Origin of the sequence: Streptomyces sp. NPDC051104 (genome assembly GCF_040682835.1) — a bacterium.
GTDB lineage: Bacteria > Actinomycetota > Actinomycetes > Streptomycetales > Streptomycetaceae > Streptomyces > Streptomyces cynarae.
Genome location: NZ_JBFBBS010000004.1, coordinates 116370 through 129716, shown reverse-complemented (window position 1 = coordinate 129716; position 13347 = coordinate 116370). Strand labels below are relative to the sequence as shown.

At 72.3% G+C, this 13347-nt stretch carries 13 protein-coding genes; 8 read left to right on the top strand and 5 right to left on the bottom strand.

All coding sequences use genetic code 11. The features are described from left to right. The first annotated feature begins 98 nt into the window (after window positions 1-98). Entirely contained in the window at window positions 99-1019 is a 921-nt protein-coding gene (locus AB0N14_RS08745; protein ID WP_366024977.1) for an aldo/keto reductase, read from the top strand. Window positions 1020-1378: 359 nt separating this feature from the next. Here AB0N14_RS08745 and AB0N14_RS08740 read toward each other — a convergent pair whose 3' ends face one another. Then, window positions 1379-2059, bottom strand: coding sequence for a phosphatase PAP2 family protein (locus AB0N14_RS08740; protein ID WP_366024976.1), 681 nt, complete (start codon window positions 2057-2059; stop codon window positions 1379-1381). 175 nt (window positions 2060-2234) lie between these two features. Here AB0N14_RS08740 and AB0N14_RS08735 point away from each other — a divergent pair, with 175 nt between their 5' ends. From AB0N14_RS08735 to AB0N14_RS08720, 4 genes are all read left to right on the top strand, one after another. Further along, window positions 2235-2606, top strand: a complete 372-nt coding sequence (locus AB0N14_RS08735; RefSeq protein WP_366024975.1) for a BlaI/MecI/CopY family transcriptional regulator — start codon at window positions 2235-2237, stop codon at window positions 2604-2606. Beyond that, window positions 2603-3532, top strand: coding sequence for a M48 family metalloprotease (locus AB0N14_RS08730; RefSeq protein ID WP_366024974.1), 930 nt, complete (start codon window positions 2603-2605; stop codon window positions 3530-3532). The genes AB0N14_RS08735 and AB0N14_RS08730 overlap by 4 nt, the downstream gene beginning before the upstream one ends. Before the next feature lie 125 nt (window positions 3533-3657). Next, window positions 3658-4071 (top strand): VOC family protein, encoded by a 414-nt coding sequence (locus AB0N14_RS08725; protein WP_366024973.1) that lies wholly within the window; start codon window positions 3658-3660, stop codon window positions 4069-4071. A gap of 28 nt (window positions 4072-4099) precedes the next feature. Further along, window positions 4100-5170 (top strand): adenosine deaminase, encoded by a 1071-nt coding sequence (locus AB0N14_RS08720; protein ID WP_366024972.1) that lies wholly within the window; start codon window positions 4100-4102, stop codon window positions 5168-5170. Here AB0N14_RS08720 and AB0N14_RS08715 read toward each other — a convergent pair. Next, window positions 5152-5667: a DUF664 domain-containing protein gene (locus AB0N14_RS08715; protein WP_366024971.1), complete on the bottom strand. Its 516-nt coding sequence runs from the start codon at window positions 5665-5667 to the stop codon at window positions 5152-5154. The genes AB0N14_RS08720 and AB0N14_RS08715 overlap by 19 nt on opposite strands. 58 nt (window positions 5668-5725) lie before the next feature. Continuing rightward, entirely contained in the window at window positions 5726-6628 is a 903-nt protein-coding gene (locus AB0N14_RS08710) for a LysR family transcriptional regulator (protein ID WP_366024970.1), read from the bottom strand. Between the two features lie 126 nt (window positions 6629-6754). Between AB0N14_RS08710 and mgrA the strand changes: the two genes are divergently transcribed. Together mgrA and AB0N14_RS08700 are read left to right on the top strand one after the other, a co-directional pair. Next, window positions 6755-7744, top strand: coding sequence for an L-glyceraldehyde 3-phosphate reductase (mgrA, locus tag AB0N14_RS08705; protein ID WP_366024969.1), 990 nt, complete (start codon window positions 6755-6757; stop codon window positions 7742-7744). 363 nt (window positions 7745-8107) lie between these two features. Next, window positions 8108-10639, top strand: a complete 2532-nt coding sequence (locus AB0N14_RS08700) for an ATP-dependent Clp protease ATP-binding subunit (protein ID WP_366024968.1) — start codon at window positions 8108-8110, stop codon at window positions 10637-10639. A gap of 45 nt (window positions 10640-10684) precedes the next feature. Here the strand turns inward: AB0N14_RS08700 and AB0N14_RS08695 are convergent, their stop codons facing one another. Further along, window positions 10685-11074 (bottom strand): nuclear transport factor 2 family protein, encoded by a 390-nt coding sequence (locus tag AB0N14_RS08695; RefSeq protein WP_366024967.1) that lies wholly within the window; start codon window positions 11072-11074, stop codon window positions 10685-10687. A 365-nt stretch (window positions 11075-11439) separates the two neighbouring features. Between AB0N14_RS08695 and AB0N14_RS08690 the strand changes: the two genes are divergently transcribed. Next, window positions 11440-11850, top strand: a complete 411-nt coding sequence (locus tag AB0N14_RS08690; RefSeq protein WP_366024966.1) for a hypothetical protein — start codon at window positions 11440-11442, stop codon at window positions 11848-11850. Between the two features lie 20 nt (window positions 11851-11870). Here AB0N14_RS08690 and AB0N14_RS08685 read toward each other — a convergent pair whose 3' ends face one another. Continuing rightward, the gene (locus AB0N14_RS08685) at window positions 11871-13157 is read right to left on the bottom strand and encodes a streptophobe family protein (RefSeq protein ID WP_366024965.1); all 1287 of its coding nucleotides are present in this window, start codon (window positions 13155-13157) and stop codon (window positions 11871-11873) included. Window positions 13158-13347 lie beyond the last annotated feature (190 nt).

Here is a 13347-nt window from a genome sequence, read left to right as displayed (position 1 = left end):
TGCACGGCACCAGACCACGCGACCTCATCAAGCGCTCATGGTGCAAGGACCCCTAAAGGGCGTGCGCCGGAGCCCCGGGGTATGTGCATGATCCACCCATGACCTCACAGACGATCACCGCGGACGCCGCGGGCACCTGGAAACTCGGCGACCTGCCCGTCCACCGCATCGGCTTCGGCGCGATGCGGCTGACGGGCAGCGCCGCCTTCCACCTCGGGACGCCGAGCGACCGCGAGCAGTCGATCGTCGTGCTGCGCAAGGCGGTCGAACTCGGTGTCAACCACATCGACACGGCCGCCTTCTACTTCTCGTCACTGCGCTCCGCGAACGAGATCATCAACAGCGCGCTGGCGCCGTATACGGACGACCTGGTCATCGCCACGAAGGTGGGCCCGTTCCGCGACTACTCGGGGGAGTGGGGTACATGGGCCCGCCCCGACCAACTGCGCAGCCACGTCGAGGAGAACCTGCGCCAGCTCGGCCGCGACCACCTGGACATGGTCTACCTGCGCAGGTCGCAGCAGCGGTGGGACTCGATCGCCGAGCACTTCGGCGCTCTCGCCGAGCTGCGTGAAGCGGGCCTGATCCGCCATCTGGGCATCTCCGGCGTCGAACCCCGGCACCTGGCGGAGGCGCAGGCGATCGCGCCGGTGGTGAGCGTGCAGAACAAGTACGGGCTTCACGAGTTCGATCCGGGCACGGAGGAACTCCTGCGGATCTGCGGCGAACAGGGCATCGCCTTCGTGCCGTTCTTCGCCATCGCGGGCAAGGGCGCCGAACACGGGCCGTCCGGTGACGAGGCGGACGAGGCGGACGAGGTCGACGCGATCGCGCGGGCCCACGGCGCCACCCCCGCCCAGGTCCGCCTGGCGTGGACGCTCCAGCAGGGCCCCCACGTGCTGGCCATCCCGGGCACCGGCAACCCGGACCACCTGGTGGAGAACGTGGCGGCGGGTGCGCTGCGCCTGACCGCTGAGGAGATCGCGCGTCTTGACGCGCTGCACCGAGGGGGAGAGTGAACGTCGGTCCCGCGCCTCATCGTTGCGGCTCACCGGGCACGGCAGCGGCCCTGGTGACAGCGAGCGACGGCACCGCATGCTGAGTCCATGCCAGAGCATCAGCGCTCTCTTGACGGGAAGAACCGGGACCTGACCATCGGAGATCTCAAGGAGTTCGTCGAGACCGCCGGCAAAGTGCGGGGCGGCCGACAAGCGCACGGTGTACGTGGAGACCTCGGGCCGCAAAATCCGGAAGATCTGGATCGACCTGTCGTCCCCCAACTGATCGGCGCACATTCCGCCCCGGCCGTCATCGGCCGGGGCACCGCGTCGGCGTCAGGGAGCGGGAGGCGGCGAAGTGCCGTGTGCGTCGGCGCCTTTCAGGACGCCGAGGACCGCACCGGCTCCCTGGCGTCGGCGAACGTCCGCGGAATCAGTCGGGCGGCGGCGTACGTGCACAGGCTCAGCCAGCACACGGCGAGCAGCCAGCCGCCCAGGACGTCGGAGAACCAGTGCACCCCCAGATACACACGGGTCAGGCCGACCGAGACGCCCCAGGTGAGCACGACGGCCACGAAGCCGGCCCTGCCGCGCGGGGCACGGACGAGGATCGCGAGCGCCAGCAGCCCTGCGGTGAGCGCGGCCGTCGTCGTATGGCCCGAGGGGAACGACCAGCCCGAGGCGTGCGTGACCCAGTCCGTGCGCTCCGGGCGCGGACGCGCGGCCAGCGTCATCACCCCGTACCGCACGGTCTGGCCCACGGCCAGACAGGCGACGCAGGCGGCGGCGGTGAGAGCGCCGCGGCGTGCGGTGCGGCCCATCACGACACCTGCCGCGGTGGCCAGGAGGTAGGGAACGAATCCGGTTCCCGTGTACGTCACCGCGCGCGCCGCGGTCACCGCGATGGGCGGACGGTGGGCGAGCGACCAGTGCAGCAGGTCCGTGTCGCCGAACAGCGGGGCGCCGCCGCGCCCGGTCACGGTCAGCGCCAGCAGCACGAACGCCGCCAGGGCGCCGAGCGCCGTGGAACCGGCGAGGTCGGCCGTGTCCGCCCGCCTCACGACCGCGGCCCGGGTGCGGGGGCCGGGTACGGTGGTGCGGTGCGCGGTACGGCGCCCATGGGAGTGAGCCCCTTTCATAATGGACGTGCGGATCCGGCCCGGCCGGATCCGCGAAGACTACACTTCTGTAGACGGTCTACAGAAATGTAGACGAAAACCGGGTGAGGAAGGTTCCATGGCCGAAGCGAAGGACGAGCGCCGCCCGGCGGGCGAGCTGGAAGCGAGCGTCATGGCCGCCCTGTGGGCCGCGGACGCCCCCCGGACCCCGGGTCAGGTGCAGCAGAGCCTCGGCACCGGCCTCGCCCGTACGACGGTCACGACGATCCTGTCCCGGCTGCACGAGAAGGGCATCGTCGACCGCCGCCGCCAGGGCCGCGGCTACGCCTACTTCCCCGTCCAGGACGCCCACGGACTCACCGCCCGGCGCATGCACACCGAACTGGACCGGGACAGCGACCGGCACACCGTGCTGGCCCGCTTCGTCGCCCAGCTCAGCGAAGACGACGAGCGTGTCCTGCGGGACCTGCTGGAATCCGGTGAGCAGTGACCTTCCTGCTGCTCCTCCCGCTCGCACTGCCGTTCGTGATGCCCCCGCTGGCGCGGCGCACCCTGGAACGGCTCGCGCCCCAGGCCGCGCTGTGGGTGGTGACCTGCTGCACGGTCGTCCTCGCGTGCTGCTCCCTGACCGCGCTCGGCGCGTTCGTGCTCACCGGGCTGCTGAAGCTGCCGCTGTTCGCCGCGCTCGGTGAACTGGTTCGCCCGCTGCGCGCCGGATCGGACCTGTTCGTCGTGCCGGCGGCGGCGTTCTCGGTCGGTGGGCTCGCCGTGTGCCTGTGGACCCTGTGCCGTACCGTGCTGCGGCAGGCCCGGGCGTTCCGCGCCGCCACCAGTGAGGCGGACCGCCGCACCGCCGCGGGCGACCTGTGCGTGATCGACTCCCCGCGCCCGGACGCGTACGCGCTGCCCGGGCGGCCGCACCGCATCGTCGTCACCACCGGGATGCTGCGCAGCCTCAGCCCCGACGAGCGCGAGGCGCTCTTCGCGCACGAGCGGGCCCACAACGCGGCCGGGCACCACTACTTCCTCGCGGTCGCCGAACTGGCCGCGCTGTGCCACCCCGGGCTGCGGTCCGTGGCGCCGGTCATCCGGCTCGCGGTCGAGCGCGCCGCCGACGAGGCCGCCGCCGTCGTGGTCGGCGACCGGCGGCTGACCGCCCGGGCGATCGGCCGCGCCGCCCTCGCCACCCGCACCACCCCCGGCGAACGGCCCGCCTTCCTCCCCGCCGCGACCGCCGGACCCGTGCCCCAACGGGTCGCCGCCCTCCTGGCCGCCCCGCGCACCCCGCACCGGGCCGCCCGCTCGATCGCCGCCCTCCTCGTCGCCTGCGCCGCCGTGTCCGCCTGCGCCTCGGCGACCGGCGTCATCGGCTTCCACCACGAGGTCGAGGTCGCCCAGGGCGAAGAGGCGCACTGAAACACACCGCTGAGTCGCACCGGGGGTGGCGCAGCCCACACCGGCGCGCTCGGCGGTATGCCGTACGCTACGTGTTACGTATAACGCCCGGTGCTCCCGCGCCGCACGCCGCACCCGGAGGCCTCATGAGACGCATCGCCCTGGTCACCCTCGTCGTCGACGACTACGACACCGCGATCCGCTTCTACACCGACGCCCTGGGGTTCCGGCTCGTGGCCGACGAGCCGCGGGGCGACGGGTCCCGGTGGGTCGTGGTCGAGCCCGGTGCCGACGGCCACGGCCCGGGGCTGCTGCTCGCCCGGGCCAAGGACGAGGCGCAGCGCGGCCGGGTCGGTGACCAGACCGGCGGGCGCGTGGGTTTCTTCCTGCACACCGACGACTTCGCCCGCGACCACGCCCGGATGACCGCCGTCGGCGTCACCTTCCTGGAGGAGCCGCGGCACGAGCCGTACGGCACGGTCGCCGTCTTCCAGGACCTGTATGGCAACCGCTGGGACCTGCTTCAGCCCGCCGCTCAGTCCCCCTGGCCAATCCCCTGAAGAACGACCCGTCGAGGAACCACCGCACATGACCGCCCCGCAAATCGACACCGACACCCTCCGCCGCCTGCCCAAGGCCGTCCTGCACGACCACCTCGACGGCGGCCTGCGCCCCGCGACCGTCGTCGAGCTCGCGCGGGAGGTCGGCCACACCCTGCCCACCACCGACCCCGGCGAACTGGCCGCCTGGTATTACGACGCCGCCAACTCCGGCGACCTGGTGCGCTACATAGCCACCTTCGAGCACACGCTCGCCGTGATGCAGACCCGCGAGGGCCTGCTGCGCACCGCCGAGGAGTACGTCCTCGACCTCGCCGAGGACGGCGTCGTCTACGCCGAGGTGCGCTACGCCCCCGAGCTGGTGGTCAAGGGCGGGCTGACCCTGAATGAGGTCGTCGAGACCGTCCAGGAGGGGCTCGCCGCCGGCATGGCGAAGGCGGCGGCCGCCGGTCCCCCGGTGCGCGTCGGCACGCTGCTCTGCGGCATGCGCATGTTCGACCGGACCCGTGAGATCGCCGACCTGGCGGTCGCCTACCGGGACGCCGGTGTCCTCGGCTTCGACATCGCCGGCGCCGAGGACGGCTTCCCGCCCGCCGACCACCTGGCCGCCTTCGAGCACCTGCGCAGCGAGAGCGTCCCCTTCACCATCCACGCGGGCGAGGCGCACGGCCTGCCCAGCATCCACCAGGCCCTGCAGGTCTGCGGCGCCCAGCGCATCGGGCACGGCGTCCGCATCACCGAGGACATCGTGGACGGAAAGCTCGGCCGCCTCGCCGGCTGGGTGCGCGACCGACGGATCGCCCTGGAGATGTGCCCGACCTCCAACCTCCAGACCGGCGCCGCCGGCTCGATCGCCGAGCACCCCATCACCGCCCTGAAGGACCTCGGTTTCCGGGTCACCCTCAACACCGACAACCGTCTGGTCTCGGGCACGACGATGACCCGGGAGATGTCCCTGCTGGTCCAGGAGGCGGGCTGGACCCTCGAGGACCTGCGCACCGTCACGGTGAACGCGGTCAAGAGCGCGTTCATCCCGTTCGACGAGCGGAACGCCCTCATCCGGGACGTGGTCCTGCCCGGCTACGAGGCCGCGCTCTGAAGCAGTCCCCGTACGTAGGCGGCCTGTCCGGCGTGCTGCAGATCGTCGGACAGGACGCTCACCAGGCGAACGCCGAGACTGACCGGCGGGCCCCAGCGTTCGTCGACGATGCGTTCGAGGTCCTTGGCGGCCAGCCCCCGCAGCGCCTGAAGGGTCTGCTCGTGCACGGCGTCGTAGTACCCGGTCAGCAGGTCGCCGGAGTCCACCCGGACCTTGGCGACCTTCGCGGGGCTGTGCCCGTACCCGGTGTCGTGGCGCGGCAGATCGAGGCCGAAACGCTTCTCCCAGCCCTGTGACAGCCATACCTGGTCCAGGTCGAAGGCGTCGGCGACATGGTCGTCCTGGACGCGGGTGAGGTGCCAGACGAGCCAGGCGACGGAGTTGGTGTCGGCCGTGGGCCGGGCGTTGAGGTCGTCCGGATCCATACCGTCGACGGCGGCGTGGACTTCTTCGTGGATGCGGCCGTAGCCGTCGATGAGGATGTCCTTGGCATGCATGGCTCCACCATCGCGCATCGCCGCCCGTCATGCGTCCGGAGCCCGGCTCCGGTCCCCGTCACGGCGGTGGTGACGCCAGGAGGCCCTCGACGTCGAGCAGGGCGATCAGGGCCCGGGCCGCCGGCCCGGTGGCCCGCTCGGGTGGCAGCAGGGCGACGGTCTCGTACTCCGGTCCGGCCGCGGTCTTGAGGGGGAGCGCGGTCAGCGACGGACGCTTGTGCCGGAAGTGCCGGGGTACGACCGCGATGCCCAGGTTCTCGTCGACCAGGTCGAGGAGGCTGTGCACGTCGTTGACCTCCAGCGCCACCGTGCGCCGTACGCCCGCCGCGGAGAACGCCGCGTCGGTGGTGCGCCGCGGCCCCCAGTCCGGGTGGAAGTCCACGAAGACCTCCCGGCCCAGGTCCTCGGGCGTGAGTACCGCTCCGCGCGACGCCAGGCGGTGGCCCGGATGGCACAGCACCGTCATCGACTCGCTGGTCAGCGACACGGACCGGAGCTGGTCGGTGTCCGCCTGCGTGCGGTAGGCGAAGGCCAGGTCCAGCCGCCCGGCGGCGACCCCCTCGGCCAGCGCGCCCGAACCCGCCTGCCGCAGCCGGATCTCCACATCCGGGTGGCGCCGCCGGAACGCCGCGAGCAGCCCGGCCACATGCACTCCCGGGATGCACTGCTCGGTGCCGAGCGCCAGCGTGCCGCGCAGAACGCCCTGCACCGCGGCCACCGCCTCGTGCGCAGCCCGGACCTGTGCCAGGATCCGCTCCGCCTCGCCGAGCAGGGCGCGCCCGGCCTCCGTCAGGGTCACCCGGCGGGTGGTGCGCACGAACAGCGGGGCCCGCAGCTCCCGCTCCAGCGCCCGGATCGACGCCGACAGGCCCGACTGGGACACCATGAGGCGTTCCGCTGCCCGAGTGAAGTGCTGGTCCTCGGCGACCGCGACGAAGTGCTGGAGGTGGCGCAGTTCCATGATTGAGAAGCATATCCGCTGAATTCCATCCGATTCTTCTGTTGGACCACTGCCCGCAGGCAGGGCGAGAGTGGTGACCGGTTCCCCGGAACCGCTCACCCGTGCGCCAACCCCTCTGGAGTCGCGTTGTACACCGCCCATCCCGACCGCTACGAGGCCATGCCCTACCGCCGCACCGGACGCAGCGGCCTGCAGCTGCCCGCGCTGTCGCTCGGCCTGTGGCACAACTTCGGCCCGGACCGCCCGGTCGCCACCCAACGCGGCATCCTGCGCCGCGCCTTCGACCTCGGTGTCACACACTTCGACCTGGCCAACAACTACGGCCCGCCGCCCGGCGCCGCCGAGTCCGCCCTCGGCCAGGCGCTGAAGGCGGACTTCGCGCCGTACCGCGACGAGCTGGTCATCTCCACCAAAGCCGGCTACCTGATGTGGCCCGGGCCGTACGGCGAGTGGGGCTCGCGCAAGTACCTGCTGTCCTCGCTCGACCAGAGCCTGAAGCGGATGGGCCTGGACCACGTCGACATCTTCTACTCGCACCGCCCGGACCCCGACACTCCGCTGGAGGAGACGATGGGCGCCCTGCACTCGGCGGTCCAGCAGGGCAAGGCGCTGTACGTCGGCGTCTCCAACTACTCCCCGGAGCAGACCCGTGAGGCCGCCCGCATCCTCGGCGAGCTGGGCACCCCGCTGCTGATCCACCAGCCGCGCTACTCGATGCTGGACCGCCGTCCCGAGGACGGGCTGCTGGACACCCTGGACGAACTCCAGGTCGGTTCCATCGCGTACTCGCCGCTGGAGCAGGGCCTGCTCACCGCCCGCTACCTCGACGGCATCCCGGAGGACTCGCGCGCGGCGAGCGACAGCCCGTTCCTCAACTCCGACGCGGTCACCGGGGAGCTGGTGGGCAGGCTGCGCGCCCTCGACGACATCGCCAAGTCCCGCGGCCAGTCCCTGGCCCAGATGGCCCTGGCCTGGGTGCTGCGGGGCGGCCGGGTCACGTCCGCCCTGGTCGGCGCGAGCAGCCCGCAGCAGTTGGAGGACAGTGTGGCGGCGATCGGCAACCTGGACTTCGACGCGGAGGAGCTGGCGCGGATCGACGCGCTCGTCCAGCAGTGAGGTGACCCCGAGGCGCTGCGGCAGGTGGCACCCTGCCGCCGCGCCATGCGGCCGTCGGGCGATCAATCCGTGGGGCGTTCGCTCAGCCCCCGGAGTCGGGCGGCTGCCTCCGGCCGAGCGCGTACCCGAGGACGCCGAGGACGCCGGGGGCGCGCCCGGCCCGCCCGGCGGCCTCGTCTCCTCGGTCACCAGGGGCCGCCGAGCGTCGGCGCCGGGGTACCCCCGCATCCCGTTCCCAATCGCCCCGGTGCCCCGGCAGCCCTGCGGTTGAGGGGCCGTTCCGCGTGTCCAAGACTGGGCAGGTACGGGCAATCGACTACGGCGGGCGACGCGGCCGTGTCGGCCGCGGACGGGTGGTCCATCGTGACGATCTCACCCTTCGGGTCAGGAGACCCGTTCTCCGAACTGTTCAACCGCTTCTTCGGCATGAGCCCGGCGACCTCACCGCCGGCCGTCCAACGTGTCCCCATCGGACGTCTCCTCAGCGACTCCGCGCAGGAGTTGCTCGCCACCGCCGGCACACGGGCGGCCGAGGACGGGTCCGATCTCGACACCGTCCACCTGCTGTGGGCCGCGACCCAGGTACCGGCCGCGCGCCAGGTGCTGGAGCAGGCGGGCGCCGATCCCGGCAAGCTCGCCGACGACCTGCGGGAATCCCTGCCCTCCGGGACCGGCACCGGTGAGCCAGCGCTGACGCCGGCGGCCAAACGCGCCCTGCTCACAGCGCACGCCCGCTCCCAGGCGGCCGGCGCCTCCTACATCGGCCCCGAGCACATCCTCGCCGCGATCCTGGACGATCCGCGCTCCCCGCTGGCCCGGACCCTCAGGACCGAGGGAGCCACCCCGGGCGCCCTCGGCGGTGCTCCCCGGCAGGGGCGGGAGACGGGCGGGCACCCCGACACACCGACGCTCGACGAGTACGGGCGCGACCTCACCGACGAGGCACGCGCCGGACACCTCGACCCGGTGGTCGGGCGGGCGGCCGAGATCGAGCAGACCATCGAGGTCCTCTCCCGCCGCACGAAGAACAACCCGGTCCTGATCGGCGACCCCGGCGTCGGCAAGACCGCGATCGTCGAAGGGCTGGCCCAGCGCATCGTCGCCGGGGAGGTCCCCAAGGCGCTGAAGGACCGCCGCGTGGTCGCCCTCGACCTCGCCGGACTCGTCGCCGGATCCCAGTACCGGGGCCAGTTCGAGGAGCGGCTGAAGAAGGTCATCGACGAGGTCATCGGGGCCGAGAAGAGCGTCGTCCTCTTCATCGACGAACTGCACACGGTCGTCGGCGCCGGCGGCACCGGCGAGGGATCCATGGACGCGGGAAACATCCTCAAGCCCGCCCTCGCCCGAGGCGACCTCAGCGTGGTCGGCGCCACCACCATCGACGAGTACCGCAAGCACATCGAGAAGGACGCCGCGCTGGAGCGCCGCTTCCAGCCCGTCATGGTGCCCGAACCGACCGTCGAGGAGACGGTCGAGATCCTGCGCGGACTGCGCGACGCCTACGAGGCCCACCACCAGGTCCGCTACACCGACGAGGCGCTGGACGCCGCGGCCGCCCTCTCCGACCGCTACATCAGCGACCGCTTCCTGCCCGACAAGGCGATCGACCTCATGGACCAGGCCGGAGCCCGGGTCGGACTGCGCAGCGTGGGGGACTCCGCGGAGGCAGCGGACCTGGAGGACCGGCTCACCCGGCTGCGCCGGGAGAAGGACGAGGCCGTCAGCACCGAGGACTTCGAGCGTGCGAGCCGACTCAAGCGAGAAATCACGGAGTTGGAGGGCCGGCTGGCCTCGGTCGGAGAGGGCGGAGCACCGACGCCCAGCGTCACCCCCGACGACATCGCCGAAGTCCTCTCCGCCCGCACCGGTATTCCGGTCTCCCAGCTCACCGAGACCGAACGCGACCGGCTGATGAAGCTGGAGGAGGTCCTGCACGAGCGGATCGTCGGCCAGGACGACGCGGTCACCGCCGTGGCCCAGGCCGTGCGCCGCGGCCGGGCCGGCATGGGCGACCCGAACCGTCCCACCGGCAGCTTCCTCTTGCTCGGCCCCACCGGCGTCGGCAAGACGGAACTCGCCAAGGCGCTCGCGGAACTGCTCTTCGGCGACCCGGACCGCATGATCCGCTTCGACATGAGCGAGTTCCAGGAGAAGCACACCGTCTCCCGGCTCATCGGCTCCCCGCCCGGCTACGTCGGCTACGAGGAGGCCGGCCAGCTCACCGAGGCGGTGCGCCGCAAGCCGTACAGCGTCGTGCTCTTCGACGAGGTGGAGAAGGCCCACCGCGACGTGTTCAACCTGCTGCTGCAGGTGCTGGACGACGGACGGCTCACCGACGCGCAGGGGCGCACGGTCGACTTCCGCAACACCGTCGTCATCATGACCAGCAACATCGCCTCGAAGCACATCCTCGACCACCACGGCGACATCGACGAGATCAGGGACGACCTCACGGCGGAACTCCAGGCGCACTTCCGCCCGGAGTTCCTCAACCGGATCGACGAGGTCATCGTCTTCCACGCCCTGGGCCGCCGGGACCTGGTGCGGATCGTCGACCTGCTCCTGGAGGACAGCCGGCGCCGGCTGCACGCCCAGCAGATCGGCCTGGAGGTCACCGAGACGGCCAAGGAGTGGCTGGCGAACCGCGGCTACCAGCCGGAGTACGGGGCCCGGCCGCTGCGCCGCACCATCCAGACCGAACTCGACAACCGGCTGTCGAACATGCTGCTCGACGGCACGCTCAACCCGGGCGACACCGTCGTCGTCGACGTCGTGGACGGTGAACTGAGCCTGAGCCTCAAGGCCGAGGCGGCGCCCCAGGAGCAGGGAGCGCCGGGCCGCAGCGCGGAGGACACCGAGGAGGAGCCGCCGAGCTGGCCCGGACCCATTTCCTAGTGCGCCGCGGCGCTGACGCCGAGCTGATCCGAAGGCAGACGCTGACTAACCCGCCGCGCCCTCGGGGACGCGGTCCAGGAACCCGTGCACCGTGCGAATACGCCCCTCGCCGTCCAGCGTGATCACGTCGGAGCCGGCGACGGGTGCCGAACCGTCCGCGTGGCTCACCAACTCCCAGGAGAAGCGGGCGAGGTCGTGGTGCCCGTCGACCGCGCCCGTGAGCCGGAAGGAGAACCCCGGGAACTGTGCGTGCGCACCCGCGATCACGGTCGCGATCTGCTCGTGCCCGCTGACGTCGGCCAGCGGGTCGGTGTAGGTTCCGTCCGCGGCCCAGGCGGCGGCGACCGCCTTCGCCAGCGCTTGGGCGTCCCGGGTGTTCCACGCCTCGAAGTAGCGGGCGACGGCGGACTCGTAGCGGTTGGTCTCTGCGGTCATGGCGATCAGCCTCCATCGGGGTCACATGCGCTGGTCAGGAGCCGGATCCCGGGGTGTGGCGCCTGCCGGGAGCCGACATCGCAACCATGCCCGGACACGCGCGGGGGCGTCGATTACCTCCCGGGTAAGCGCAGGCACGCCGGGCGGAGGTGGCTCGTTCGCCAGAAGCGGCCGTGAATATGCCAGGAGACTGGCAAATCGCATGGTGACAGAGGGTCAGGAGTGGCGATACTCGAAGGAGTGGGTGACCCGGGTCACGATAGAAAGCGCTACCGCGCGGACAGCGGGACGCCCACGTGCACAGCGACCGAACGCAAGGCACCACGGGCCGATCCGGCACCGAGCACCGCACGGGGGGAGCGATCGTGCACGACGAGTTCCTGTGCCATGTCACGGCATACGGCGTCTGCGGAGGGCAACGGGTCGGCGTCCCCCTCGGCACCTACCGCGCCCCGACCCTGGCCCTCGCCCTGTGGTGGATGCGCGACCGTGCCTCCTGGATCGCCGAACGGCTCGACCCGGACTCCGACAACCCGCTCTTCCCGCCGAACTCCATCGCCCCCGTCGCCGACACGGTCCCGGACGTGCCGGCCGTCCTGCGCGCCTGGTGCAAGGACGTCGGGCAGCAGGAGAAGGTGGCCGAGGAGCTGGCGGCCGGACGGCTGGTCCGTGTCGCCGTCAGTGACGACACCACCGAGTACGAACTGCTCGCCGAGTCCGTGGACGCGCTGCGAATGCAACGGTTCGTGCCCGCACTGTCCACCCCGGCGGCCTGACCGAAGGCCGGGGCGCCGCGTCACGGAACCTCGCCCCGTCGCCGCACCCCCTGGGCGAGCAGACCGCCCGCGAACCCGGTCGCAAGTCCCCACACCATGGCGAGCCCCAGCGCCGTCCCCGGCCGGGGTCTCAGGAACAGCACGCCGGAGAGCCCTCCGCCGAGGTCGCCCACCCCGATGAGCGACAGGCCGTAGTGCGCCGAGACCCGGCACAGCAGGCAGACGGCGAGAACCGCCGCCGTCAGCGCGACCGCCATGTGCACGGCGTGCCGCCACGGCCGCATCCACGCCGGTGAGCGCACCGCCAGCACGAATCCGGCGGCGATCAGCAGCACGGCGTCCACGGCCACGAGCCACCACGCCCGGCCGTCGTACCGGGCGAGCGTACGCAGGTTCAGCGTCGAGAGTTCGGGAGTCCGCAGCACCTCGTCGAGCAGATGCGGCATCGGCAGCCCGAACGGCCCGTCCACCCGGCCGTGCCAGGTGGCGCCCATGCCGAGGGTGAGCACCGGCCACACCAGGTTGGGCAGGCCCAGCAGGATCAGCGCGAACGTCTCGGCGGGGTGCCCGCGGGTCGCCGCCACCACCAGCGCGACCACGGCGCCCAGGGCGACGCAGGCGAGCAGCAGGGCCACCATGGCGTGGGCGGCGGGCCGCACCGACTCCTGGAAGCGCAACAGCCGAGCCGGCAGCGGCGCACCTCGTGACACCAGCAGGGCGAGGACGAGCACGCCCGCCAGCCAGAGCAGACCGAACAGCACGGTCGGCCACAGGTCCGTGGCGAAGCCGATCCTCGGGGAGATCCCGAACAGGCTGCCGATGTCGCCGATCGTCCCGGTGCCGAGCGGGACCGCGAAGGTCTGGCGGGCCACCAGGGCGAGGCCGACGAGCGCCGCCAGCCACAGCACGGCGATCCGCCCCGCCCAGCCCGCCAGTTCACGCGCGTCGGCGACGGCGCGGTGCCGCAGTGGGCGCAGGAATCCCGCGGCGATCACCAGCGCCCCGGACAGCGTCACCGACAGCGGCATCACCGTCAGCCCCGCCCGTGTGCCGGCCGACGCACCGGCGTCGCCCGCCAGCCTCACACTGCCGCCGACAGCCACGACGACCACGGCCACGACCACCCGGGGGAACCCGCCCTCCGGGATGTCGCCGCCGCCCGCCGCCCACAGCCCGAGCGCGGCGAGCGCGCCCATGACGACCAGCCCGGCCAGCACCGTGACGCCGGCGCGCACCCAGCCGTGCGGTGCGAGTGCCGGGCCGCCGGTGCGTGCGGCGGCCCGGCCGGGCGGACTCGTGACGCTCACACTGCCACGCTAGGCAGCCCCACGGCGTCCCGCACGGCCACGCCACTTCCTCCGCGAGCGCATCGATTTCCTCCGCGAGCGCATCGACAGCCGCATCGGTCGATGGCCGGGCCGCGGCACCCTTCAACTGCCGCCACCAGCCCGGCCGCACGGCCGCACGGCTTCACCCAGGGCAGAACGTCGCTCCCTT

Bases quoted from the DNA above. Each gene is read 5' to 3' on its own strand.
- AB0N14_RS08720 (WP_366024972.1), top strand. From the start codon at position 4,100: ATGACCGCCCCGCAAATCGACACCGACACCCTCCGCCGCCTGCCCAAG.
- AB0N14_RS08745 (WP_366024977.1), top strand. From the start codon at position 99: ATGACCTCACAGACGATCACCGCGGACGCCGCGGGCACCTGGAAACTC.
- AB0N14_RS08695 (WP_366024967.1), bottom strand. From the start codon at position 11,074: ATGACCGCAGAGACCAACCGCTACGAGTCCGCCGTCGCCCGCTACTTC.
- AB0N14_RS08725 (WP_366024973.1), top strand. From the start codon at position 3,658: ATGAGACGCATCGCCCTGGTCACCCTCGTCGTCGACGACTACGACACC.
- AB0N14_RS08715 (WP_366024971.1), bottom strand. From the start codon at position 5,667: ATGCATGCCAAGGACATCCTCATCGACGGCTACGGCCGCATCCACGAA.
- AB0N14_RS08710 (WP_366024970.1), bottom strand. From the start codon at position 6,628: ATGGAACTGCGCCACCTCCAGCACTTCGTCGCGGTCGCCGAGGACCAG.
- AB0N14_RS08735 (WP_366024975.1), top strand. From the start codon at position 2,235: ATGGCCGAAGCGAAGGACGAGCGCCGCCCGGCGGGCGAGCTGGAAGCG.